This is a genomic window from Desulforamulus profundi (assembly GCF_002607855.1).
The window spans coordinates 1-25620 of sequence record NZ_AWQQ01000034.1 but is presented as its reverse complement, the minus strand read 5'-3'; the positions used below and the strand labels follow the sequence as shown (position 1 = coordinate 25620).

Below are 25620 nucleotides of genomic sequence, written 5' to 3'. Positions count from 1 at the left end.
CCTATTCCTCGGCCCAAAACCTATGTTAACATCTACAAGCTTAAAACAGAAATTGGCTATATCTGTAAATGTTGATATGAGGAGCCGTGTGCGTTAATCGCGCCAGCACGGTTCTGTGAGGGGTGCGTGCTCAATTCAGCCATGGAGCAAATATTGTGACACTCCCAGAGGAAACGGGGAGAAACCGGGAAAACAAAGTGCTCCTAAAGCTGGAGAGACGCGCATCTACTCGACCTTAAAGTTTTTAAGTGATTCGTTGGGTTTATTTTCTAACTGCAAATTGTTGTAAGGCGCATTTTTACTTTTTTTAATGGCAATAATAATTGACAGTAAGAAATTGATTTTGAGGGGGCCTGTTTTGTGAACTGCCCGGTTTGTGGGGGGAAAGCCACCGGCAAGGTCGGGATAGACCAGTATTACTGCTGGGATTGCTGCGTGGAATTCCGGATGAACAGAGAAGGTGTAGACATATTTGAAGTGGTCGAGGACGGCAGTCTGGTTGCCTTTGACCCGCATAATACAGGCTTATATTAAAGTCTTAGGGGGTGAATAGAAATGGGATTTTGGAGGGGTATTATCACCGGCAGCCTGTTGGGAGCAGCTCTGGGAATGATTATCAGACCGCAAAGAAAACCTGAGCGAATGCTTCTGGGCACCACCCGGCAAGCCGGACGCCGGGCGCAAAGAATGATGAAGGGCATGACTAAGAGAGTCAGCGACATGATGAAGTAAATCAAGGAGTGGGGACACGAGTCCTCACTTTTTTAGTACTCTACAAATCTTATTAGACATTCATGCAATCAACGCGGCACCAGCAGAGGACGAAAGTGTTCCCCGGGTAGGGTGTTATCCATAGTGAACGACTTGTGGAGCATTGGAGTAAGCAATGGATAACACCCTACCCAAAGGAACTATCGATTTTCAGGATAGAATTTCAATGATGGCAGTATAAGGGAGGAGCCTATGTCCTGGTGGAAGGAAAAGCGTACCTACCGCTACCTTTTTCTTGTTTTATTAATGAGTCTGATCATTTATTTTCTTTACCTGGTACGGCAATTGTTTCTGCCCTTCATCCTGGCCATTGTTCTTGTTTACCTGCTGAACCCTCTGGTAGGTCGCATGGAGAAAAGGGGTTCCCAAAGGGTTGCGGCAATTTTAATCCTTTACCTGGGTGTCATCATTGTGGTGACCAGCCTGTTAATGTACGGAGTTCCCAGGATGGTTAATCAATTAGAAACTCTGGTAGAGAGTATTCCGGTTTATACGGACCAGGTGGAAGGGATCGTCCGAAACGTTCAGCAGCGGTTTGCGGACAGCACCATGCCCCCCGGGGTGCATCAAATCGTGGATGAACGCATCCGCTGGGCAGAATTACGGTTATTGGAGGTGGTTCGAAATGTTATGGACTTTCTGCTGGCTCTGTTAGCAAACCTGTTTAATTTTGCCCTGGCTCCTGTGCTGGCCTTTTATATCATGAAAGATTTAGAACATCTGAAAAAATGGGGAATTTCCCAAGTTCCCAGGGAATGGACCGAGGATGTTTTATACCTGGCCAAAGAAATCGACCATGTTTTTGCCAGCTTCATTCGGGGCCACTTGACCGTGGTGTTTATTGTGGGGGTTTTAACCAGCCTGGCCTTTATTTTCATTGGTCTGGAGTTTGCCACCATGCTGGGGATCATCGCCGGTCTGGCCGAACTGATTCCCTATTTCGGACCCCTGATCGGCGCTGTTCCTGCGGTGGCCCTGGCCTTGCTGCAGTCCAAATGGCTGGCCCTCAAGGTGATCATTGCGGTCTTTGTGATTCAACAATTGGAAGGAACCGTTATTTCACCAAAGATTTTGGGAAACAGCGTGGGGCTCCATCCTCTGGCCATTATTATCGCACTGCTGGCCGGCGGCCACCTGTTTGGCATTGCCGGCATGCTCCTGGCGGTCCCCCTGGCCGCCATCGCACGTATCCTGGTTTCCTTTACCTGGGCGAAATTAAACTCGCCTTAGGGGTATTTCTGTTGGGTCTAGTTGTTAGACTAAGGGGTATTTCTTTGGGGTCATGTTGCTTGTTATTTTTATTTATTACTGGACCCCAAAGCATGACCCGCAAGCATCCTTGACCACTACATAAAATTACTATAAGATATAAATATTTGAAAGTATTTGTGCTTTTATGTCGTTTAACCGGGTTATTCACCAGCTAGGAGGTATATTACGTTGATGACCGGAAAAGAAATCAGGGAAAAATATCTTAAATTTTTTAAGGAGCGGGGCCACCGGATTCTGCCCAGCGCATCCCTTATCCCGCATAATGACCCCAGTATTCTCTGGACCGCTGCGGGGATGGTTCCCTTCAAACCCTTCTTTACAGGACAAGCGGTGCCGGAATATAAAAGAGTAACCACCTGCCAGAAGTGCATCCGCACCCCGGATATCGAATCCGTTGGGCGGACGGCCAGACACCATACCTTTTTTGAAATGTTAGGGAATTTCTCCTTTGGTGATTACTTTAAGGAAAGCGCCATTCCCTGGGCCTGGGAATTTGTTACCGAATACCTGAATTTACCTAAAGAAAAACTCTGGATCACCATTTACCTGGATGATGATGAAGCCTTTAAAATATGGAACAAAGAGGTGGGCGTGCCGGCGGAACGGATTGTTCGCATGGGCAAAGACACCAACTTCTGGGAGATTGGCGTGGGTCCCTGCGGCCCCTGTTCGGAAATCTATGTTGATTTAGGGGAATCCAGGGGCTGCGGTTCACCGGACTGCCAGGTAGGCTGCGATTGTGACCGCTTCCTGGAAATCTGGAACCTGGTCTTTATCCAATTCTTCCGGGATGAAGAAGGCAATTATTCTCCTCTGGAGAATAAAGGCATCGACACCGGCATGGGTTTGGAGCGGGTTGCCTCTGTTCTGCAGGGGGTTGCATCCAACTTTGACACCGACTTATTTCGGGAAATCATGGACTTTACCGCCGACCTGGCAGGGCAAAAATACGGCCAGGACAGTAAAATTGACCTGGCCCTGAAGGTGATTGCCGACCACTGCCGGGCTGTTACCTTTGCCGTCAGTGACGGGGCACTGCCGGGTAATGAAGGCCGGGGCTATGTCATTCGCCGCCTGCTGCGCCGGGCTGTACGTTTCGGCCGGGTGCTGGGGGTGCATGAGCCATTCCTTTATAAAGTGTCACAGGCCGTCATTACGCAAATGAAAGACGCCTATCCGGAGCTGCAGCAGAAAAGCGAGCATGTGCTGCGGGTGATCCGCACCGAGGAAGAGAGATTCCTGGAAACCCTGGCCGCCGGCAGCGACATTTTGTCTGCCCTGATCAATGAGGCAAAGGCTGGCGGCGTCAGTGAAATTACCGGCCAGGATGCCTTTCGATTATACGATACCTTTGGTTTCCCGTTGGAACTGACCCAGGAGATCGCAGCCGAACAGGGTCTGACCGTAGATGAAGACGGTTTTGCCGCCGCCATGGAAGAACAGCGGAAACGGGCCCGCAGTGCCCGGCAGGAGACCGAGTATTTATCCGAGCGGGGCGTATTGTACAAAGCCTGCGGGAAGAACTGGGGGAAACCCGCTTTATGGGCTACGGCACCCTGGAAACCGATTCCAACGTACTGGCACTGCTAAAGGACGGCCTGCAGGAACTTTCTGCCGTGGCCGGGGAAGAGGTAGAAATTATTCTGGATGTCACCCCCTGTTATGCCGAATCCGGCGGGCAGGTGGCGGATCATGCGGTTTTACGGGGTCCCGACCTGGAAGTTGAAATCACTTCGGTCAACAAACCGGTAGAAGGTCTTATCGTTCACCGGGGCAAGGTGCTCTCCGGCATCCTCAAGCGTCACGATTCCGTGAAGGCCATGGTGGACTGCGCACGCCGGCAGGATACCGCCCGCAACCACTCCGCCACCCACCTGCTGCACAAGGCGCTAAAGGAGGTGCTGGGGGACCATGTCAACCAGGCCGGATCGCTGGTGGAGCCCGACCGCCTGCGTTTTGACTTTACTCATTATGCTGCGGTCACGCCGGAGGAACTGCGGCGTATTGAGGAACTGGTAAATGGCGCCGTAATGTCCAACCTGCCCATTGACATATTTGAAACCTCCCTGTCTAAAGCCAAAGAAATGGGTGCTGCCGCCCTTTTCGGAGAAAAGTACGGCAAAGAGGTACGGGTTGTTAAGATGGGAGATTACAGCCTGGAACTCTGCGGCGGTACGCACTTAACCTCCACCGCCGAAGTGGGATTGTTTAAGATTGTCAACGAAACCAGCATCGGTGCCGGGCTGCGCCGCATCGAAGCTGTCACCGGACCGGGTGTGTTGAAGGTCCTGGAGGCCAAAGAAGAGCAGCTGCAGGAAATCGGCGCCGTTGTAAAGAGTCCCGTCCATGAACTGGTGCGCCGGGTTGAGGCGCTGGTGCAGCAGAACAAAGCCCTGGAGCAGGAAATTGAAGCCTCCGGGGTAAACTGGCCAGGTCCGAGGTGCAGGAAATCCTGGCCAAGGTGAAACAAGTTAACGGTGTGCCTGTCCTTGCTTCAGTGGTGGCCGCACCGGATATGGATCATTTGCGGAGCATGGTAGACATGCTGCGGGATAAGATGGGAACCGGCGTCATTCTGCTGGGCAGTGTGGCCGGTGAGAAAGTGAACCTGGTGGCGGCTGTCACAAAGGACCTGCTGGGACGTGGCCTGCATGCCGGCAACCTGGTGAAGGAAATCGCCAAAATGGTCGGCGGCGGCGGCGGCGGCAGGCCGGACATGGCCCAGGCCGGCGGCAAGGACCCCGCCAAACTACAGGAAGCCATTGATAAAGCGGTTTCCGTGGTGGAGGGGCAATTTAAATAAAGAAAAAAGGGAGAGACGGCTGCCGTCTCTCTTTTTACATGCCCCCTGTCACCTTATACATCACAGATTCATATGATGAAAAATCAGAAGGTCTTTTCTATTTTTCGGAAGGGGGTTGTTTCGGTGTTTTTTCCACCCAGAAGGCCCGGCCCGCCACCCAAAGGGATGCCGATCATGTCAGCATTCCCCGGCTTGCAGCTAAATTTAAATGTTGATCACTTTCAACTGCTTGGCACCCTGGTGATGATGGGCCTAAGCCAACGTCCAGGGTTTAAGAGGGAAATGGAAGAGCTGGTGACTTTCATTCAAAAAATGCAGGAGGCTGCAGAAACCATTTCTGCTCAGATGGAGACAGTGCATAGTGAATTCCAAAGGGTAAAAACCAGGATTGCAGAGCAGCAAAATGTAAAACCTGTTCAACAGGAAGTGCCCAAACAAGAAAGGACCCCATATGTTAATCCCCTGCTGTATCACCTGTTCAGAATGATGTCTTAACTTGTTTTAGCAGTTAAAACGCACCGGCCCGGTGCTTTTTTTTAATTGATTGCCGGGGTTAAACGGATAATTCACGGTCAAAACAAGTTTTAAATTGAATTTTGGTTTTTATTTTTTTAACAAATAGAGGGAAATGCAACATCATGTTGAATTAATATTGCTAGTACAGGTAATATTAGGACTGGGAGGTCTTTGCCATGGCTCATGATTCTTCACAAGAAACAGTAATGTTTAAAGTCCAGGCGGAAGAAGTTAACCAGGCCCGTGAGATACTGCTGGCTGTTTATGCTGCCTGAAGGAAAAAGGGTATAACCCCATAAATCAACTGGTGGGCTACCTTTTGTCCGGAGACCCTGCATACATCACAAGTCATGGAAACGCCCGCAGTCTGATCCGCAGGTTGGAGCGGGACGAATTATTGGAAGAACTCGTGAAAAATTACCTGGAACAGAAATAACCCCTTCCCGAGGGGGTTTGTTTTTGTTGAGGGGTGAAGTGATGGAGTACCGGATACTGGGCGGCAGCTCTCTATCTGGATGGAGAGACAGCCCTGGTAAAGGCCGAACGGTGCCGCCTGTGCGGTTACTGCGGCGCTGTCTGGCCGCTGTTTGCCATTAAGGTTATTTAAAGATAGGAGTACCAGCATGAGGATTATGGGTTTGGATGTAGGGGATAAGACCATCGGGGTGGCCCTAAGCGACCCGCTGGGCTGGACGGCCCAGGGACTGGAAGTAATACGCCGGGAGAATGTTGAAAAAGATATCGGCCGTTTGAGTGAGATTGCCCAGGAATATGGCGTGGAGAAAATTCTGGTGGGCATTCCCAAAAACATGAACGCCACCATTGGTCCCCAGGGAGAGAAAGTACTGGCCTTTATCGAGCAATTGAAGGCAAGGATTGATTTACCCATTAAAACCTGGGACGAGCGGCTCAGCACAGTGGCTGCCGAGAGGATGCTCATCCAGGCGGATGTCAGCAGAAGTAAGCGCAAGAAGGTGATTGACAAAATGGCGGCTGCCGTCATCCTGCAGGGTTACCTGGATGCAGGGGCCAGGTAGAAAGTTAAAGGGGATAACAAAGCTTTAACGGTGAATTTCTTGACATGGAATGGTTTTTTGCGATACAATACAGACAATCTTTGGAAAAGAGGTGCACATGATGGCAGAACAGGATGAAGTAATCACTTTGATTGATGAGGACGGAGCAGAACACGATTTTAACGTAATTGACGTAATCGAGGTTGAAGGTTCCGAATATGCTATTTTATTACCGGTAGAAGACGAATCCGATGAGGCTGTGATCCTGAAGTTTGTCAATGACGAAGACGGCAATGAAATTCTGGTAGAAATTGAAAGCGACGAAGAGTGGGAAAAAGTGGCAGACGCCTGGGAAGAAATGGTTATGGCCGAAGAAGACAAAGAAAGATAACTGATCAAAAACCCTGACCGAACGGAAAAAACCGTTCGGTTTTTTTATGCACTTGAACAAAGTGATTTTTGGAATAGCCGGTGCCTGTCCCTAGTAAGATATACCTAGGTAAGAGTTCCGGGGAAGGGGGCTTAGATTTGGCCAAAGGAAGCAAAGGAAAGGTTCGGGTTCTCGCCCTGTCACTGGTATTCATGGCTGGGGTGGCGATTTATCTGGCTTCTCAGATGAGTTTTGGCCCTGCGTACAGGATTTTACCGGGTATTTATGTACTGAATATAAATTTATCCTTGATGAATCACGACCAGGCCATGTTATCACTGAAGAAAATGGAACAGGAGTTTCAACGGCCCCTCACCGTTAAATACAAAGACATTACCTGGACGCTGCCGATGGACCGGGTGGGTTTGCGATTAAACAGCCAGCAGGAGGTTCAGAGGGCCATGGACATCGGCAGGACCGGTTCCCTCTGGCAGCGATTTCTTGAACGAAGACAAGCTTACCAAGGTATCCGCCTGCAGCCCCAAATTATCATCGACTCCGGGCTGCTGGAGAAGCAGGTGGCGGAAGCCACCGAAGTTATTTTGCTTCCCCCCAGGGACGCCGTTGATTATAAATCCTGACAATAAAGTAGAAATCTCCCCCGGGCACAGTGGCCGCCTGGTCGATATTCACCAGCTGTCGCAGGACATTCGGCAAAACCTTTTGCAGCGGAGCAAATCGCCCATCGAGCTGAAGTTGGTGGAAGTTCCCCCTGCCCGCACCACCGAAGAGGTTAAAGCCATGGGGGTGGATACACTCCTGGGGATGTTTTCTACGCAGTTTGACCCCAACAAGGTAAACCGTGCCTATAATGTAAGTGTGGCGGCCGCAGCCCTGGACGGGCTGATCGCCAGTCCCCAGGAAATTATTTCCTTTAATGAGGTGGTGGGTCCCCGCAGCACGGAGGCCGGGTATAAAAACGCTCCCATTATTGTCAATAACGAGCTGGTGGACGGCCTGGGCGGCGGGGTATGCCAGGTGTCCACCACCCTGTACAATGCCGTACTGCTGGCCAATCTGGAAGTGGTGGAAAGAACCAATCATTCTATTCCCATTCCCTATGTACCCATCGGCAGAGATGCCACCGTGGTATTTGATAACGTTGATTTGAAATTCAGGAACAATACCGATCACTGGCTCTACATACAGTCCTACGTCACCGGCGGCAGGCTCACCATCAAGATATTCGGGAACGGCAAATTTAAAAGGGATGTTGTCATTCGCAGTTGGGTGGAGGAAACCTATCAGCCGGAAACCATCACCGAGAAGGATTACGGCATCCGAATGGGAGACCGGGTGGTAAAGCAAAAGGGCGCCCAGGGGTATAAGGCGGCTGCCGAAAGAATTGTCATACAGGACGGCAAGGTCATCAAGGTGGAAAAACTCCCTTCCAGTGTCTATAAGGCCAGAAACCAGATCATTTCCCAGGGCATGGCGCCGCCGGGGTCCATTCTGAAAACCACGGATTTATTAAATGATCCTTTGCCTGAAACTGAATCAACGGATGGGGTTCTCCAGGAATAGATAGGGCTTGGTCCCCATCTCTTCTTTTTTAAAAAACAGAATGCGGCAAAAGGTTACATATTTCTTAAAATTGAAGGAATTGTTCCATGGTATGCTGAATCTATAGCGCGATGTAAAATTTTCCTGGAGGTGGGGGTATGGGATTCGTCAATAGATCAATCAAGCGCCAACTGGCTGCCATGGTAGTGGGTTCATTTGTTTTGCTGTCGGCAACCTTGCTGATTATCTCTTTCCTATTCATTAGATCCGAATTGACCAATGCTGCCGACAATAAGGTAAAAAGCGACTTGTTAACCGGGGAAGCCATTATTAATGCCATGTACCCCGGTCCCTGGCAAATTAGGGGAGATAAGCTCTACAAAGGAGAGCGATTGATCAACGATAACTACGAGATGGTTGATTACATTGCCGGTTTAACCAAGGGCACGTGTACCATCTTTATGGGAGATACCCGGGTTTCCACCAACGTCATTAAGGATGGCAAAAGGGCGGTGGGCACCAAAGTTGCGGAGAATGTAAAAAAATTTGTGTTGGACCAAGGAGAAATGTATAATGGACCGGCCATGGTGGTCGGCAAGCCCTACCGGGCAGCTTACAAACCCATTAAGGATGATTCCGGCAAGACCATTGGGATCTTTTATGTGGGAGTTCCCCAGGAAGAATTTGACCAGGCTGTAAAAAAGGAATTTGGCATTCTGGCTTTCCTGTCTTTTCTGGTATTGTTGGGGTTCGCCCTGGCGGTGAGGTTAATTACCGGGAGCATCATCCTAAAACCGGTCAAGGAACTGCTGAGCGGGGTTCAAGCCATGCAGTCCGGCAACCTCAATTACCGCGTACCCGTCAAGGGCAGCAATGAGTTGGCCCAATTGGCCGATGGTTTTAATCAGATGGCCGCCACCCTGCACAAACTGATTGACCAGGTGGCCCAATACAGTTCCACACTGGCTTCCCAAAGCCAGGAAATGGCTGCCTCCGCCCAACAAATCGGGGCCATGGTGGAGGAAATCACCAGCAATACCACCGAGGTGGCAGCCACCGCGCAACAGGCTCTGCCGCCGCCAACATTGCGGTGGAACAGGTGGAAAAAGTTGAAGAAAATGCCCAGAGAGGGAATCAGGCTGTTCGGCAGGCAGTGAATAAAATGGGAGCCATTCAACAGTCCGTAGAGGGGACAGCGGACTCCATCGGTATTTTAAACCAGCGCTGCCAGAGCATCGGTCAAATCATTGAGGTGATAAAGAATATTGCCGAGCAGACCAACCTGCTGGCGCTGAATGCCGCCATTGAAGCAGCCCGGGCCGGGGAAAGCGGCAGGGGATTTGCAGTGGTGGCCGAAGAGGTGCGCAAACTGGCGGAACAATCCGCCAGAGCAGCGGAAGATATTACCGACCTCATCCAGAGGGTGCAGAGACGGGCCACCCAGGCTGTAAAAGACATGGGCGCCAGTGCCCAGGAGGTGAACGAAGGGGTTGACATTGTCAACCAGGCGGGAGAATCCCTTACGACCATCATCGAACAAGTAATGGAAATGTCCCGCATGATGAAAGAAATCGCCAGGGGCATTTATACCACCACAGAAAATACGCAGCATTTGGCTTTCAGCAGTGACCAGATTAATGCTTCTATCCAGCACCTTGCCACCTCCAGCCAGAGCGTGGCCCAGCTGGCCCATGATATGCAGCAAACTGTGGAGGAATTTAAACTTTAGGGATTAGGAGTGTTAGTATGGACGGTAAAGAATTTCTAAAGAAGACATTACTGCAGGCGGAGTTAAACCGTGTCCGTCACGGGAATCCCGGGGCCGATGCGGTCAGACTTCCGTTGGATTGGGGACTGATTGCCGGGGAACATTTTGGGCACCTGATGGCCGCCCTGCGTAAAGAGGACCCGGATGCCATTGAAAAGGAAGTCCTCCATGTCTCTGCTGTATTGCTGGAACTACATGACGCATTAGTAAGGGACAGGGCGCGATGACGCATCGTCGGTGTCGCTAGTGTGTTAAGCTCCACAACGAAAGGGCCGGGGTAAAGAACATTTACCCAGGCCCTCACTTTTTATAAATAGGCTTCCTTATCGCTTTACAGGTAAAATAACTGAAAAGATGGATCCTTCTCCGGGTTTACTGAAAACCTTGATTTCTCCTTCATGGTCATTGATAATCCGGTTGGAAATGGCCAGGCCCAAACCGGTGCCGTCGTCCTTGGTACTGAAGAAGGGATCAAAGATTTTGCTTAGATTTTCCGGGGAAATACCTTCACCGCTATCGATAAAATCAACAATTAATTTGGTTCCGTCACTTGAAACCTTGGACTTAATGGCAAACTTTCTTCCTACCGGCGTTGCTTGAAAAGCGTTGTTTATAATGTTTAAAAACACCTGGATGAGCTGGTGTTTATCCCCTTCAATAAAAGGCAAATTGTCTTCCAGCACAATATCAGGGGTGATTTCTTTACGCAGGGCCTCATTTTCCACCAGAAACATGACTTCTCTGATAATTTCATTGACGGTTAGTATTTCTTTGTTAATCTTTTTCGGCTTCGCCAGGTTTAAGAAATTTGAGATAATCCCATCCACCCGGTCAATTTCTCCTAGAATAAGTTGTATAAAGGTATCAAAGTCTTCGATGTTCAGTTCTTTCATTTTTTTGTGTATGATTTGTACAAAGCCCCGCACTGTAGTTAGGGGATTTCTTATTTCATGGGCTGTGCCGGCAGCCAGTTCACCAATGACGGATAACTTTTCACTTTTGGCCAACTGCAGTTCAATTTCCTTAAAACGTGTTATGTCCTTAAAAAAGAGAATGGTTTCGATGCTTTCATTTAGATCATTTCTAAACAAATGAGTGTCGCAAATAAAATAATTTGTTTTGCTATTAATGATAAAAACCTGTTCATAGTCTTTCAGCTCGGAATATTCGATTAAAGCTTTAAAAAAATTCGCACCTTCCACTACAAATTTTTCTATAAACGGGATAAATAGTTTACCAATGATTTCCCGTTGACAAATATTAAAGAATTTTTCAGCACACTTGCTGAACATGGTGATTTTCAAATTTTTATCCAGACAGATCACACCGGTATTAATTTTATTTAGAATCAGTTCTGACTTATGAAGCAGGTCGTTATATTTGATGTTATTGGTGATATCCTCGACGATGTACACGGAACCCAACCTTATTTTATTATTACCGAAGATTGGATAAATATTTACCTTAATTGGGACCCTTTTATGTTTATTGACAATAAGGTTGTCACGGTAATCCATGATAGGAATACCAAAGTCCAGAATTTTATTTAAACTTATCTCCGTAAGGTTCAGTTGCTCAAAACAGATGGTGTTTTCGTTAATTTCTTCGGTGGGTAGATAGACCAATTTACTTAACGCATTATTTGTTAAAATTACACTACCCTTGAGATCAGTTACCAGAAAGGGTTGAGGAATGCTTTGCAGGATATTTCTGGAAATTTGTTTAATTGAGTCCGGTGAGGAAGGATCTACAATATTTTCAATGATCATGGTCAAAGGAAAAGATTGAAGATCATTTACGGAAAAGGTTGGTAGCAAGCAAAACACTCCTTTGGGACAATTTAGCCATTTCTTCCGAATTAAAGGGAAAAAGATGCTAAAAAACACAGTGAGTGAGCAAAAACCCATTTTACGATAAAATTTTCCATTCTTACTTAATATTACTGTCAATCATTGTTAATTTCAACAAATATTAGCTTGTTTATCAAATAAAACTCATAGCAGCCAGTTATATTTCAAAGTTGGATCAACAAAACTTGGTATCTTGGATGCAAGCTCCGGCTAAAACCGTGAATTGAATTTTAAATAAATAATTGGCAAATTTCCCTGGGCCCAGGCATATTTATTTACCTAAGGATACTAGTGGTCAAGGAGGGSCCCAGTGAAAAAAATAGTTGTTTGCGGGCGGAATGATGGCGGTAAATCAACCATCTTGGGAGAACTCTACAAAGGTTTAAAGAACCGGAATTTCCAGCCCCTGGCCGTTGGCTCGGGTGTACAGGATGAAAAGCCTTACCTGCACAAGGGAATAGACCCAAACTATCTTACCATTGCGGTGCCCGAACCGGGAAAAGATCTTGCGTCTGACATTGACCGGGTGATCCGCAATGCCGTGAATCAAATCAAAGAAAAAAATAAGCTGATTGAAAATGCTAGAAAGGCGTTGGAAGAGTTAAATAAAGTGCGCTCGGTTCTGGAACTGGGGAATCTTTCTCAAAAGGACATTCCCAAAACAGTTGCTCTGCCGGACGTCGTGCTAGTTGAGGCCGTTGGCATTAACGACGGTTATAAGGCGGAGGAGTGCCGCAAGTTGGCCGATGTCCTGGTAACCGTTATTCCGGCGGGGCTCAAGAGTGAAATCATTATGGGGGCAGGGAACTCCCTGCTGGATGATGCAGATGTACTGGTGGTCACCAAAGTAGATGAAACCCCCCGGGATGTTACTTCCAACACATTAAAGCTGTTGCAGCGCATTTACCGTACCAAGCCCATTATTCCCGTAGTGGCCACCAAAGGGGTTCATATTAATTTAGTGTTAGACGAAGTCATTAAGGGTTTGTCCGAACCGATGATTTTATTTGATCCCATCCTACCGGATGAAAATTCAAAAAGGGTGAATTAGACCTTTTAAGCATCTCTTTCCAGGAGATGCTGTTTGTTTTTTAACCAGGAGGCACTTCCTTGTACGTTTCCAATTATAAATGTTATAATTGGTTAAATCCTAAAAGGTTGTGTTGTTTTTGGCAAAGAAATGGAGAATGAACAAAGGATTTATTCTTTTAGCCATTTTCGTATCCCTTGGCCTGTTGTCCCTGTATACATTTACCCTGTTGGACCCGGTAGATCCATCGGGCAAATCCTCGAATGTGTTAGTCCGGATACCGCCCAGGAGCTCCACCGATCAAATTGCCGCCATGCTGGAACAGCAGGGCATGATTCGGGATGACAGGGCCTTTCGCCTGTATGCCCGTTTTCATAATTTGGATAACAGGATTCAAGCAGGCTACTATCTTTTAAATGCATCCATGTCCACGGAAGAGATCCTGAATATTCTGGTCCGGGGTAAAACAGCTTCCAAAAATTTCACCATTCCGGAAGGGTACACCTTAAAACAGATCACAGAAAGTCTGGCTGCAAAAGGATTCATTCGTGAGCCGCTGTTTAAAGATTTACTGGTGAACGGCCAGTTCAATTACGCTTTTTTAAAAGACCTGCCCCGGGGTGACAGGCGGTTGGAGGGATACCTGTTCCCGGAAACTTATAACATTGGTTTGGACAGCGCCGAAAAGGATATTCTTAATGTGATGCTGGCCGGCATGGACCGTCAGATCAAGGAAATTCAACTGGAGGAAAAGGCAAAGGCCATGAATTTAACACTGCACCAGGCCGTTACCATCGCCTCTATGATTGAGCGGGAGGCCCGGGTGGACAAGGACCGCACCCTGATCTCCAGCGTCATCCACAACCGTCTGAAAGCAGGCATGATGCTGCAGATTGATGCCACCGTGGAGTATGCCCTGGGGGGGCACCGGGAGAAAATATATTACAAGGACCTGGAAGTTGATTCTCCCTATAATACCTATAAATTTAACGGGTTGCCGCCGGGACCCATTGCGTCCCCGGGCAGGGAGTCTCTGCTGGCCGCGGTCAACCCCGCCCAAACCAAGTATCTCTATTATGTGGCCAAGCCCGACGGCTCTCATGCTTTTTCTGAGACACTTGCAGAGCACAATGCAAATAAAAACAAATACCTGAAATAGTATAATCAAATATACCGAGATACCGAGTTGTGAGCAGTTCTCACCTCCAACCTCTCACTTATCACATCTCAACTGAGGTGACCTTGGATTGAAAAATTTGGAACTTTTGGCTCCCGCAGGGGATTTAGAAAAGCTGAAGATTGCCGTCCTCTACGGGGCAGATGCCGTCTACCTGGGAGGACGGCAGTTTAGTCTGCGAGCCGGGGCCGCTAACTTTGATGACAAAGAGATCGCAGAGGGCATCGAGTTTGCCCACCGGCACAACGTCAAGGTCTATGTGGCCGTCAACATTTATGCCCACAACCCGGATCTGGAAACGCTGCCCGCATACCTGCAAAACCTTGCCCGGGCCGGGGCGGACGGCGTCATTGCCAGTGACCCGGGAGTCATCGATATCATTTTAAAATCACAGCCGGGCTTACCCGTTCACTTGAGTACCCAGGCCAACACCACCAACTGGGCCAGCGCCGCCTTCTGGAAAAGGCAAGGTCTGCAAAGGGTTGTGCTGGCCAGGAATTATCCCTGGAAGAAATTAAAGAAATCGGCTCCCGGGTGGATATCGAACTGGAGGCCTTCGTTCACGGGGCCATGTGTATGTCCTATTCCGGCCGCTGTTTACTCAGCAACTTTATGACCGGCAGGGATGCCAACCGGGGCGATTGCGCCCAGTCCTGCCGCTGGCGGTATCATTTGGTGGAAGAAAAAAGACCGGGGCAGTATTTCCCGGTGGAGGAAGATGCCAGGGGAACCTATTTTATGAGCAGCAAAGACCTTTGCCTGCTGGAGTACCTGCCCCAGCTGGCAGAGGCAGGGGTGACCAGTTTTAAGATTGAAGGACGCATGAAAAGCATTCATTACCTGGCCACGGTGGTAAAGACCTACCGGCAGGCCATCGACAGCTACTTAAAAAATCCGGCCGCTTACCGGGTGAGCCCGCAGTGGCTGGACGAAATAAAAAAAGTAAGCCACCGGGAGTATACAACCGGCTTTTTGCTGGGGGACCAGGGGAAAACCGCCACGGTGGAGCCGGGACAACAAAGTTATACCCGCCTGGCCGCCTTTGTGGGTTTGGTGCTGGGGTATGATGAAAAAACAGGGAGAATCATTGTGGAACAGCGCAATAACTTCAGGGTGGGGGAAAGCCTGGAGGTACTGGCGCCCCGGGGGGGGAACCAAACCCTTGAGGTAACGGCCCTCTATGACGGGGAAACCGGGGAACAAATGGAGGTTGCCCCGCATCCCCAGCAAATTGTTCAACTGCCGGTGGATAAGCCCCTATCCCCCATGTCCATGCTCAGACGAATGGGGTAGAGGCATAAACATTCCATTTTCTGGCTAGAATATGAGATGAATCCTATTCGCCTGCTAAAGGAATGTTTACCCGTGACAATTTTTCAGCAAAAAAGATTGGTTAAAACCTTTTATCTGATCCTATTTCTTTTTATCCCTTTGATCGTACACCTGGGATTTATCCAACTGGTTCACGGCAACGAGTATAAACAAAAGGCTTTGGAACAGCGCAGCCTGAAGGTTGCTCTGGAGGATGTCCCAAGGGGCGGCATTTTCGACCGGTCGGGAGAAAGACCCCTGACCATGGGAAACAGGGAACCCAGAGTGGTGATTTTCCCCGAGATCATTTTGGATAAAGAAAAAGCTGTTGAGAAGTTGAGTTTGATCCTTGGCCGGAAACCGGAAGAGTTGGCCCGGTATTTTGAGGGACGGGCTGGTTTTTTGCCCTTTACGCTGGATTACCGGCAGGCCAGGCAGATAAAGGAAACGGGTATTCCCGGGCTGATGGTGGAGGAGATTTACTTCCGCTACGGACCTGCTCCTCTGGCGGCCCATGTGGTAGGCCATTTGGGCCCCATTTCAGACCAGGCGAAGTTGGAACGGTTTAACAACCTGGGCGGCAAGAGATACCAGCTCACCGATTTAGTGGGCAAAAGCGGCCTTGAATATTTTTACGAAGGGCAGTTGAAAGCCGGGGAACCGAACAATTCCGCCAGAGCCTATGTAGACGTTTACCGTAACTTGATTGCCGGACTGGGCATTCAGATTGAAAATGACCGTGAAACCGGCCGGCTGGATGTGGTTACAACCATCGATGCCGACATACAGCAAAGGGTAGAGAAAGTGATGGACGAACGGGTCCAGCGGGGCGCCGTGGTGGTGATGGATGCCAGGAACGGGGATCTGCTGGCCATGGCCAGCAGGCCAAACTTTAATCCCGCCAATATCGCCTTATCTTTGCCCGGTGATAAAGATACCTTTTTGGACCACTGCACCGCCTTGTACCAGCCGGGATCCATTTTTAAGGTTGTAGTGGCGGCAGCGGCACTGGAGGAGGGCCTGGTAAAACCCTCGGATACCTTTGTTTGTCTGGGGGAGAAGGACCATCTAATCAGCTGCTGGCATAAGTCCGGCCACGGCCCCATTACTTTTGAAGAGGCCTTTGCCCAGTCCTGTAATCCTGTATTTGCGGAACTGGCTCTAAAGCTTGGCGCGGAAAAACTGATTGTCTATGCCAGTGCCTTTGGGCTGGAGTCTCAAACCATTATCGGCTATCCTGTCCCCGGAGACAAAAGACAGGACATGGGTTTAATCGGTCAGCCCTATAACCTGGTCAACAGCAGTATCGGGCAGGGGCCTGTCCTGACCACCCCGGTTCAGCTTACCGCCATGATGAATGCCGTCGTCAATGACGGTGTGTACATCCAACCGAGGCTGGTCAAGGGACTGAGGGACGAAAAGGGCCGGTTTAAAAGCCACTTTCCCATGGGCAGCAGTCAAAAGGTAATTTCCTGCGAAACCGCCCGGGAATTAAAAAGATTGCTAAACCTGGTGACATCCCGGGGAGTCGGAAAGGAAGCAGCCGTTCCGGATTACGGCAGTGCAGGCAAGACCGGTTCGGCGGAACTGGCCGGCGGATCGGAAAAAGTAAATGCCTGGTTCTGCGGGTTCGCACCCTCCGAGAGGCCCCGCTACATTGTTACGGTGCTGGTGGAGGAAGGGATCAGCGGCGGCGCTACGGCGGCTCCTGTATTTCGGGAAATTATGGAAGGTATTCTTTTGCCGTTACATTGACGGTGTATTAAAATTATCGTAGAATGTTAGTATATCTTGTTTGCTATGGGGGATATTGTCATGATAGTGCGGGGGATCAAATCCGAGCCTTACGCGAGGAAAGAGGCTATACATTGCAGGACCTGGCACGCCGGGCAAAACTGTCCTTATCTTATTTAAGCGAGATTGAGAGGGGTTCCAAAAGACCTTCCTTAAAGACCATTGACAAATTAGCCGCAGCCTTAAACGTATCAAAGACACAACTGGTTGAAGGGGAAATCACTGACTCCGGCCTTGGTCTCGGCGAAAAAATCAGAATTATTCGCAACGAGAGCGGCCTGTCCTTACAAGAATTGGCGGACAAGATAGGGATATCCCTTTCCTACCTCAGCGAAATTGAAAGAGGCACTGTTTATCCTGCACTGAATACTCTCAAACGAATCGCCGAAGGGCTGGGAGTGCCGGCCACTGCCCTGATGGGCCACGAAGGCTCCCTCGGGTATAAATTGAAGCATTTAAGAGAAGAATATGGCCTGACCCAGGCGCAATTGGCAAACCTGGCGGGGGTCACAGCGGGTCTCATCGGGCAAATCGAACAGGGCAAGGTACAGCCGTCCCTGAAAACATTAGAAAAATTGTCCGAAGTGATGGGCGTTTCGCCATGCTACTTCATTATGGAACCGGGCGCCGTTGACCAGATGGTTAGTTTAATGAACCCGGAACTCAGAGAGCTTTTAATTCACCCCAATGTCCAGGCAGTTCTCGGTCTGGTTTGTAATTTAAATGAAAAAGAGCTGCAGTTTATCTTAAACTTTATTCAGTTATTTAAGCGGTCTGAGTTGAACTAACACGAATAGTAAAATAATATCTTTTGCGAAAAAAATATTGCTGGCGAACAAGAAATTATAGTATTATAGGTATGTACCTATAGATAGTCTATTTCAGTGTGTTCATATTCATAAGTTACAAGGAGGCGATTTTACATGGCAATGGAATTCAATGCCGCAAATTTTGAAACTGAGGTACTTAAGTCGGATGTTCCCGTGCTGGTTGATTTTTGGGCAGCCTGGTGCGGCCCCTGTCGCGCCATCGCACCGATCATTGAGCAGTTGTCCTCGGAGTTTGCCGGTAAGGTCAAAATCGGCAAAGTGAATGTAGATGAAAACAGGGACCTGGCCCAACAATTCGGCGTCATGAGTATTCCTACCCTCATCTTCTTTAAGAACGGGCAAAAAGCAGATCAGGTCATTGGCTTTACCAGCAAAGCAGACCTGGAAAAGAAGCTTAACGCGCTTCTATAAGGTTTTATTGATCCTCCGTTTGCCAAAACGGGGGATTTATACTTTGCAGATAGAGATTTTTTGATGTTCCTTTGGTGGGTGTTGACAAAGGCTAAGAAAAAATGGTTTATATAATAAAAAGAAATTAAAGAAGTGCCTGAAAACAGTTTTTTCGAACTTCGAAACTCGAATTTCGAAAAGGAGTGGATCCTTTGCATCAAGTACTCTTTTATGTCGGAGATTTTCCGGTCCGTTCCTTTGGGGTTATGCTTTCCCTGGGAATTCTTGCAGGTCTGCTGGTATCCTACTATGTGGCCAAAACACAGCAGCGTTACCAGGAAGAAGTTTTGGACCTGGCCTTTTATGCCATCCTGGGCGGTCTCCTGGGTGCCCGGCTCTGGGAGGTTATGTTCAGTTGGGATTATTACGGCAGCCATCTTTCGGAAATACCGGCCATTTGGAACGGGGGCATTTCTGTTCAGGGTTCGGTGGTGGGAGGTCTGCTGGCAGTTATTTGGTATTGCCGAAAACAAAAAATCGCCCTCTGGCTCATGATGGATACCTTGGCGCCGGGAGTGCTGGTGGGGCAGGCCGTGGGACGTATTGGCTGTTTTTTAAATGGCTGTTGTTACGGCATTCCCCATCAACACCTGGGAGTGATTTATCCTGCCGGCACCGATGCTTATTATACCTTTGGTTCTCAACCGCTTTTCCCGGCAGTGTTGTTCGAGGCAGCCGGGGATGTACTGGTTTTGATCCTGCTGCTTGTGCTTTATAAACGGAAGCCCTTTGACGGTTTTATTGCACTGGGCTATTTTATCCTTTATTCCGCTGGCAGATTTGTGCTGGAATTCTGGCGCGCAGACAGTTTACGGACCGTTATGGACTTAAAAGCAGCGCAGGTGTCCTCTGTGGTTACCATTTGCATCGCTGTGGCCTTCATGGTTTACCTGTACAATCGCGAACGACAATCTGCAAATAAAAAAGACGTTAACAGGATCAATATCAGAAATTAGAAATCTACCGCAAATATGGGAGGTTAAATCCTTTTTTTATACTTCCATAAATGCACAAGAATTTGATTTTCTTGAATAGGACAAAATATGAGCAGGAGGTGATTTGATGGAATTAGGTCATAACTGGCATAAATGGAAAGAGATAATGGGGGGTGCAGTGGGTCTAGGAGAAAGGGTTGGCATGGATAAGGAAACCATTAACAACGTCGCTTACAGGCTGGGCAGCTTCTTTGCCAACAATTTTGACCCCGCCAACCAAGAACAACGTCTAATGAAAGAATTGTGGGATGAAGGAAACGAAGAAGAGAAAAAGACACTGGCTTCCCTGATGGCCCGGGTATCTCACAAGGCAAGCATCCGTCATTAAAGAAGAGGAGCCCGTTGCTCCTCTTCTTTAATGCTGTTACCTGTCAATCATTTTTATAACTTACAAAGGGGTGGGGGCTGTTGCCGGTGGTGCGGGCGCGGTGCAGGCGGGGTGTCGGCAGCGGCAGGGGGCAGGGAGCACTGGATCTTATCCCCCTGGGCGCCATGCTGGGCAGTTTGGCAAAGGACTCCCGGACGAAATTGATAAATTCCTGTTTGGTACGGTGTTTTAAGAAAGTTTTCATGATATAAGGTACGTATTTTTAAATCTAAATGATCGGGTGGTTCATAATAGATGGCTCTTAGCTGCGGTGAGGGGTTGCCGGGAAGATTCATCGCCTGGTTTCCGTTAATCAGCCCGCTATGGGATTTTTCTATTAGGCTCTTAAGTCCAGGTATCTTTGAAAAATGGAAAGAAACTAAGCAAACCCATGAAAAGACAGCATGAAACCAGAGGCTGCCAATGACAGCCATTCTTTAAAGAGGTATCCGAGGCTAATCAGTTTGTGGCTGCTTCTGCCCGAGCTAACTGGGGGACGATGAAGAGTTCTTTCGTTTTGAGCCCCAGTGCGATAACAGCTTTACCCCAGCTTGGTCAGGTAACAATGCCGTTCTAAACCAGTTAAGCAAGTTATATGCGATAGCCTAAAAAAGATAGAGCAGGAAAATAAAGCAAAAAAGCAAGCCCGACCCTAGGAGGACATCATTATGGTCGCCAGAATTGCCAAAGAATTACTTAATCAGTTAGCTGAAAAAATCAAAAACGAAGTAGATTTGGACATTATTGAAGAGGGACTGGATTATTTTAAAAAGTGTTGTGTTAAAAGTGTAAAAATAGAGGATGCCGTTATCAGGGCGGAGGTAAGCGAACCTGGGGAGCGTTTTTTCACCAGTAAAGCACATATTTTTGTTGATGATTTTTCTAATAATGATTGCAGTTGCTCCAGTGGTGAGTTTTGTCACCATATGGCTGCCGCCTTTTTTTATCTTTATTCCGGTTATCAATGGCCCAGTGTGTTTATGGCTGAGGTTAATAAACACCATGAGGAGCAGATGAGCAAAGGACTGGCCAAATTGCACCCAAAGGCTGCGGAAGGCAAAACGGGTTCACAAAACATCCCGTTACCGGAAGGGCCGTTGGAAGCATGGTACAGTTATTTTGAAAAGGAACACCGACAGTTGAGTCGTAAGTTAAGCCTGTTTTCCAACCGGAACGATTATGATTTTTATTTCTTTTCAATGTTTAGAACAATCTATACTAATTTTAAAGATAGAATTTTTTCTGTTTGCAGCCAGTGGCCGGATAAACCAAGGGAGTTGTTTTGCTTTCACGGGATACTTTTTATATTAAACTGGGTTGAAGACATTAACTTGCGACTAAATAATTACTACCGGGATGTTTTTTTTGACCAGTGCGAAAATGATCTGGTTGACCATTTGCCGGAACCAATGACTGACGAGGAGATAGAAAAATACCGGCCCTTTTTGCAAAAGGCTTTGGAAATTACCCGCAGTTATTATTTCAAAGGTTCTACTGCCATCTTTGACTGGCTGTACATCTACAGGTTAAGTTGGGAAAGTTACCTGTGTTATCAGCCATGGATTAAAAATGAATACCATCTATTAACGGAAAAGTTTTGTGATAAAGCCCCGGAGTACTACCGGGCAGGTCTTGGATTGGCTCATTTTTTCGTGTTGGGAAAGAAAGATGTTGAAGCCAGAAAAATTTTAGGGGAAATTAATAATTTTGAACTGTCCGATATATTTTATTTCCTATCAGGCTTTAGCCAGACCGGACAATGGGGGAGGCTTTTGGAATGGTTGCGCTGGCTTATGCCGTGGACAACCAAAGCAGATCCCAATGAATTTCAAGCAATCTGTCATTTTTGGGCCGAGGCTGCCGACGGAGCCGGTGTCCAGGATGAATATCACGCGGTACTTAAATCATGGCTGCCGAGTAGTTATTGGTTTTATTCCGAAAGCCTCCTGGAACAAAGGGAATATAAGGATTGGGTGGACTTAACCATGTGTCATTGCCGGGATTTCCTGGAGATTTCCCCGGAAGAACTTCGTCATGTGGAAGCTAAAGCTCCCTTCATGATCCTTCCCCTGTACCACCAGTGGGCGGTACGTTTAATTGAAGCCAAAAACCGCAAATCTTATCAGGAAGCAGTAAGGATACTTAAGAAACTTCACCGACTATATAAGAAACTTAAGCTGGGGAAGGAATGGGACAAATTTATTAAGGGGCTGGTGGATCAGTACCCGCGTTCCCGAGCTTTCCATGAAGAACTGCAGAAAGGAAAACTGATCTCATGAATCCAGGTAGCGTTAAAGTTTTTGCCGAGTGGCTTCCTAAGGGAGGATTTTTTATCTGGGGCCAGTGGAAAAATGATACGAAGTGGAGCCAGTTACATCCGACGGAGTTGAAATTGCGTCTCTTTGCCTGGCATCGGTCTTCTTTTTACGGTACTCTTATCAAAGAGCTTACTCCGGACAACCGTTCCGGCATTTACCTCTCACCCTGGATGGCACTGGGGCTGTTTGCTGAACCTGTTCAGGCGACAACTATGGAATGGCTTTGGAGTGAGGAAATAACCAATCTCCGGGAAATTGCCCCGGTAATTAAGCAAGCACTGGTCGAAGGACGGTGGCGGCCGGATTTTGACAAGTGGCAGCAGGGTCAAAGGGGCTGGCGGTTGGACTGGCCAGATGATCTTAAGGCGCTAGCAGACATACCCTATTTATCAACATGGACAGATCAGATAATTGATGAATTAATTAAACAGAATGAGGATATTATTCAGGCCTGGGATGAGCTGGCCGGGACTTATCCCTTGTTGCAATCCGGTCATCACCGGACGGTATCCTTTGCCGGCGAAGAGGACTGGTTGGAGGCTATCGGCTGGCAGGTGGATGACACACCCTTCCGTACCTGCCTGCAACTGGTTGAGCCGCTGGACGATAACATATGGCAGCTTAACATACTTTTACAGGATAAGAAGGATCAAAACCGGCTGGTAAAGTGGGATGCCGTAACGGAAGGGCTTGCTTCCTGCAAGGACGGAGAAGTGCCGGCGGACTGGGCGGCTCACCGGCGGCGTGTTGAACGGGATATAGAAAAATGGAAAATTATTGTCCCCTGGCTGGCAGATTGTAAAAACTACCCGGAGGAAAGGGGCAGAATCCGCAGTAAACTGAGTGAGGCAGAGGCGTGGGAATTTCTTAATGCCGACAGCATTAAACTGGTGGCAGCCGGCTACACTGTCCTTTTGCCTAAATGGTGGCAAGAGGTGCAGAAACTTAAGCCAAAGCTAAAGATGAAGACCCGCTCATCAGTCGGGTCCTGGAGAGAACGCTGCCTGGGAGTAGAACAACTTCTACAGTTTGACTGGAAACTGGCAGTGGGGGATCTGGAACTGTCGGAAGAGGAGTTCCGGCGGCTGGCCAAAGAAAAACGCCGGCTGATGTATATTCGGGGTCAGTGGATAATATTGGACCCGGCATTTTTGCAGCAGGTGCTGCGGGTGGTAAAAAGCAAGAAAACCTTCTCCTTAGGCGAGGCCCTGCAAACGTATCTGCTGTCTCCGGAAGATGAGCAAGGGTCTGTCTCTGAAGAAACGGACCGGCAGAGCGATGCCGTCACCTTTGAAGTGGAATTAAATGAGCAATTGTCCCGAATGGTGGAGCAGCTTAGAAGTCTCTCTACCGTTCCCGTGGAAGATGATTTCGCTTCTTTTCATGGAACCCTCCGCAATTACCAGCGGATGGGCAGTTCCTGGCTGCTTTTTCTGCGTCGCTTCGGCCTGGGCGGCTGCCTGGCCGATGATATGGGCCTGGGGAAAACCGTCCAGTGGATTGCCTATCTTTTAAAGGTTAAGGAAAATAACCTGGCTGAGGACAAGCCACACACACCCTCTTTGCTGATTTGCCCCACCTCGGTGATGGGTAACTGGCAGAAGGAGCTGGCGCGGTTTGCTCCCGGCCTGAATATTTACCTTCACTACGGGCCCCAGCGCAAAAAGGGTCAGGATTTTCAATCTGCCATAGCAGGGGCGGATCTGGTAATTACCACCTACGGCCTGGCCCACCTGGATGAAGAGGACCTTTGTTCTGCAGAGTGGGACTGCATCTGCCTGGACGAAGCCCAGAACATTAAAAACGCCTACACTAAACAGTCCTCGGCTGTCCGCAGGTTAAAAGGCAGTCACCGGGTGGCCCTGACCGGAACACCGGTGGAGAACCGTCTAACGGAGCTATGGTCCATCATGGATTTCTTAAATCCGGGCTACTTGGGTAGCCTGGGAGATTTTAAACGGCGGTTTGTCAGTGTCATTGAGCGTAAGAGAGAGGCCCAGGATATTCAACGGGTGCAGCGGCTGATCGGCCCCTTCCTGCTGCGCCGGGTGAAAAGTGACCCCGCCATCGAACTGGCTCTGCCGGAAAAACAGGAGAGGAAGGAGTATATACCCTGACAGCGGAACAGGCCTCTCTATATGAAAATGTCTTGCAATCTATGTTTGATGGTTTGGATCAGGCAGATGATATGGCCCGCCGGGGGTTGATTCTCGCCACCCTAACCAAGTTAAAACAGATTTGCAACCACCCGGCCCTTTTTCTTAAAGAAGGCAATTTGTTTAACATTAGAGAGCGTTCCAACAAGGTTGACCGTTTACTGGCTATGGTAGAAGAGGTGAGGCAGCAGGGGGACCGCTGTCTGATTTTTACCCAGTTTGTGGGCATGGGTCAGATGCTCCGGCAGATCTTACAGAAGGAGTTAGGTGAGCAGGCTTTCTTTTTGCATGGAGGTACCCCAAAGGGCCAGCGGGATGAGATGATCGCCCGTTTTCAAGATAGGACTCTGGTCGGGCCGAAAGCCTGCCATATTTTCATCCTCTCCCTGAAAGCCGGAGGAGTAGGACTGAACTTAACAGCCGCCAACCACGTCTTTCATTTCGATCGCTGGTGGAACCCGGCGGTGGAGAACCAGGCCACTGACCGGTCCCATCGGATTGGCCAGCAGCGTCATGTCCAGGTCCATAAATTTATCAGCCTGGGTACCCTGGAAGAACGGATCGATGAGATGATTGAACGGAAGCAGGAGCTCAACCAGCAGATTGTCGGCGGCGGTGAGTCCTGGATCACCGAATTGTCTACCGGCGAGCTCAGAGAGATATTCACCCTGCGCAAGGAATGGTTGGAGCTTGACTTATAATAAAAGGAGTACCTGAGTATGTCAAAGAAGGAGAAAGCCAAAAAGAGAAAGAAACGACTGGAAGCCAGAAGGCAAAATGCAGGCACGGAAAACAAGGCTAATCTTCCGCTTCATCCCGGCCCAAAGTCTTCATACCATGTGGGCAAAGCGGACCTAAGCCGTATGTCACCCCTCTGGCAGGAGTTTTACCGGCGGGTAATAAAACAGGTAAAGGAAATGTGAGTTAGAAAAAGCAAAAAGAAGCAAAAAAGCAAGTCTGACCTCTAGGAGCACGGTAAAGCCATAGGTAGCCCCGTCCAAACTCATGGGCTCCTATGCCTTCCATGAGAGAACGTATTTAGTTACGTGTAGTGCGGCCGGGTAAGGTCGCTAAGTCTAGTGGGTGTAAGCCCCACCAGGGTAAAGCCTAACCAGCAGCCCTGTAGCCAGTTCTTGGAGGTTTTCAGGTAACTGAAAGCTTTAAGCGTAGAACGGCAAAATAGCGGGCCGAAAGCGAAAGCTGAAGTGATTGAGCTCCGAAATATGAATTGAGAATGGCCGATGTGGTTACACGCACAGAAGG

The 25620-nt window shown here is 48.6% G+C and carries 25 protein-coding genes and 3 pseudogenes; 26 read left to right on the top strand and 2 right to left on the bottom strand.

The genetic code is table 11. The annotated features are described in order from the left end of the window. The first annotated feature begins 360 nt into the window (after window positions 1-360). From P378_RS19410 to P378_RS04630, 13 genes and pseudogenes are all read left to right on the top strand, one after another. Complete coding sequence (locus P378_RS19410; RefSeq protein WP_180260990.1) at window positions 361-534, top strand: hypothetical protein; 174 nt, start codon at window positions 361-363, stop codon at window positions 532-534. A gap of 21 nt (window positions 535-555) precedes the next feature. After that, window positions 556-732: a YtxH domain-containing protein gene (locus tag P378_RS18895; protein WP_143338411.1), complete on the top strand. Its 177-nt coding sequence runs from the start codon at window positions 556-558 to the stop codon at window positions 730-732. A gap of 231 nt (window positions 733-963) precedes the next feature. After that, complete coding sequence (locus tag P378_RS04675) at window positions 964-2001, top strand: AI-2E family transporter (RefSeq protein ID WP_099082445.1); 1038 nt, start codon at window positions 964-966, stop codon at window positions 1999-2001. 213 nt (window positions 2002-2214) lie between these two features. After that, window positions 2215-4846, top strand: a pseudogene (alaS, locus tag P378_RS04670) (alanine--tRNA ligase). 123 nt (window positions 4847-4969) lie between these two features. After that, window positions 4970-5341: a hypothetical protein gene (locus P378_RS04665; RefSeq protein ID WP_180260989.1), complete on the top strand. Its 372-nt coding sequence runs from the start codon at window positions 4970-4972 to the stop codon at window positions 5339-5341. A gap of 197 nt (window positions 5342-5538) precedes the next feature. Further along, window positions 5539-5798 (top strand): annotated as a pseudogene (locus P378_RS04660) (IreB family regulatory phosphoprotein). A gap of 187 nt (window positions 5799-5985) precedes the next feature. Beyond that, the gene (gene ruvX / locus P378_RS04650; RefSeq protein ID WP_099082443.1) at window positions 5986-6399 is read left to right on the top strand and encodes a Holliday junction resolvase RuvX; all 414 of its coding nucleotides are present in this window, start codon (window positions 5986-5988) and stop codon (window positions 6397-6399) included. Window positions 6400-6499: 100 nt separating this feature from the next. After that, window positions 6500-6769, top strand: a complete 270-nt coding sequence (locus P378_RS04645; RefSeq protein WP_099082442.1) for a DUF1292 domain-containing protein — start codon at window positions 6500-6502, stop codon at window positions 6767-6769. Between the two features lie 137 nt (window positions 6770-6906). Continuing rightward, the gene (locus P378_RS20955; protein ID WP_238472879.1) at window positions 6907-7389 is read left to right on the top strand and encodes a peptidoglycan binding domain-containing protein; all 483 of its coding nucleotides are present in this window, start codon (window positions 6907-6909) and stop codon (window positions 7387-7389) included. Further along, window positions 7373-8332 (top strand): VanW family protein, encoded by a 960-nt coding sequence (locus P378_RS04640; protein ID WP_238472878.1) that lies wholly within the window; start codon window positions 7373-7375, stop codon window positions 8330-8332. Before P378_RS20955 ends, P378_RS04640 begins: the two co-directional genes overlap by 17 nt. 137 nt (window positions 8333-8469) lie before the next feature. Then, a complete protein-coding gene (locus P378_RS20950) occupies window positions 8470-9468 on the top strand; it encodes a methyl-accepting chemotaxis protein (protein ID WP_238472877.1) in 999 nt (332 codons plus the stop codon). Continuing rightward, window positions 9411-10040: a methyl-accepting chemotaxis protein gene (locus P378_RS20945; RefSeq protein ID WP_238472876.1), complete on the top strand. Its 630-nt coding sequence runs from the start codon at window positions 9411-9413 to the stop codon at window positions 10038-10040. The genes P378_RS20950 and P378_RS20945 overlap by 58 nt, the downstream gene beginning before the upstream one ends. A 17-nt stretch (window positions 10041-10057) precedes the next feature. Then, window positions 10058-10306, top strand: coding sequence for a hypothetical protein (locus P378_RS04630; RefSeq protein ID WP_099082441.1), 249 nt, complete (start codon window positions 10058-10060; stop codon window positions 10304-10306). 96 nt (window positions 10307-10402) lie between these two features. Here the strand turns inward: P378_RS04630 and P378_RS04625 are convergent, their stop codons facing one another. Then, on the bottom strand, window positions 10403-11896 hold the full coding sequence (locus P378_RS04625) for an ATP-binding protein (protein WP_180260988.1): 1494 nt from the start codon (window positions 11894-11896) through the stop codon (window positions 10403-10405). 343 nt (window positions 11897-12239) lie between these two features. Here P378_RS04625 and P378_RS04620 point away from each other — a divergent pair, with 343 nt between their 5' ends. The 9 genes and pseudogenes from P378_RS04620 (at window position 12240) to P378_RS04585 (ending at window position 19844) form a co-directional block, all read left to right on the top strand. Next, window positions 12240-12980, top strand: a complete 741-nt coding sequence (locus P378_RS04620; protein ID WP_099082439.1) for a P-loop NTPase family protein — start codon at window positions 12240-12242, stop codon at window positions 12978-12980. 118 nt (window positions 12981-13098) lie between these two features. Continuing rightward, window positions 13099-14118, top strand: coding sequence for an endolytic transglycosylase MltG (gene mltG, locus P378_RS04615; RefSeq protein ID WP_099082438.1), 1020 nt, complete (start codon window positions 13099-13101; stop codon window positions 14116-14118). Between the two features lie 277 nt (window positions 14119-14395). After that, window positions 14396-15066 (top strand): annotated as a pseudogene (locus P378_RS23985) (peptidase U32 family protein); the annotation flags it as partial. Next, window positions 15046-15429 (top strand): U32 family peptidase C-terminal domain-containing protein, encoded by a 384-nt coding sequence (locus tag P378_RS23980; RefSeq protein ID WP_420795970.1) that lies wholly within the window; start codon window positions 15046-15048, stop codon window positions 15427-15429. The pseudogene P378_RS23985 and the gene P378_RS23980, both read left to right, overlap by 21 nt. 72 nt (window positions 15430-15501) lie before the next feature. Continuing rightward, window positions 15502-17202, top strand: coding sequence for a peptidoglycan D,D-transpeptidase FtsI family protein (locus P378_RS04605; protein WP_099082437.1), 1701 nt, complete (start codon window positions 15502-15504; stop codon window positions 17200-17202). A 23-nt stretch (window positions 17203-17225) separates the two neighbouring features. After that, window positions 17226-18029 carry a helix-turn-helix domain-containing protein gene (locus P378_RS04600; protein WP_099082436.1) on the top strand — a complete coding sequence of 268 codons (804 nt, stop codon included), beginning with the start codon at window positions 17226-17228 and terminating at the stop codon, window positions 18027-18029. 135 nt (window positions 18030-18164) lie between these two features. Next, a complete protein-coding gene (gene trxA / locus P378_RS04595; protein WP_099082435.1) occupies window positions 18165-18482 on the top strand; it encodes a thioredoxin in 318 nt (105 codons plus the stop codon). A gap of 191 nt (window positions 18483-18673) precedes the next feature. Continuing rightward, window positions 18674-19477 (top strand): prolipoprotein diacylglyceryl transferase, encoded by an 804-nt coding sequence (gene lgt, locus P378_RS04590; protein WP_099082434.1) that lies wholly within the window; start codon window positions 18674-18676, stop codon window positions 19475-19477. Window positions 19478-19583: 106 nt separating this feature from the next. Next, window positions 19584-19844, top strand: coding sequence for a DUF3243 domain-containing protein (locus P378_RS04585; protein WP_099082433.1), 261 nt, complete (start codon window positions 19584-19586; stop codon window positions 19842-19844). A 43-nt stretch (window positions 19845-19887) separates the two neighbouring features. Here P378_RS04585 and P378_RS18890 read toward each other — a convergent pair whose 3' ends face one another. Continuing rightward, a complete protein-coding gene (locus P378_RS18890) occupies window positions 19888-20088 on the bottom strand; it encodes a hypothetical protein (protein ID WP_143338410.1) in 201 nt (66 codons plus the stop codon). A gap of 463 nt (window positions 20089-20551) precedes the next feature. Here P378_RS18890 and P378_RS04580 point away from each other — a divergent pair, with 463 nt between their 5' ends. The 4 genes from P378_RS04580 (at window position 20552) to P378_RS04570 (ending at window position 25280) form a co-directional block, all read left to right on the top strand. After that, on the top strand, window positions 20552-22162 hold the full coding sequence (locus P378_RS04580; protein WP_099082432.1) for an SWIM zinc finger family protein: 1611 nt from the start codon (window positions 20552-20554) through the stop codon (window positions 22160-22162). A 113-nt stretch (window positions 22163-22275) separates the two neighbouring features. Next, entirely contained in the window at window positions 22276-24318 is a 2043-nt protein-coding gene (locus P378_RS04575) for a DEAD/DEAH box helicase (RefSeq protein WP_207653997.1), read from the top strand. A 53-nt stretch (window positions 24319-24371) separates the two neighbouring features. Further along, window positions 24372-25058, top strand: coding sequence for a DEAD/DEAH box helicase (locus tag P378_RS20045; protein WP_207653996.1), 687 nt, complete (start codon window positions 24372-24374; stop codon window positions 25056-25058). Between the two features lie 18 nt (window positions 25059-25076). Next, window positions 25077-25280 (top strand): hypothetical protein, encoded by a 204-nt coding sequence (locus P378_RS04570; protein ID WP_099082431.1) that lies wholly within the window; start codon window positions 25077-25079, stop codon window positions 25278-25280. Window positions 25281-25620: the final 340 nt, after the last annotated feature.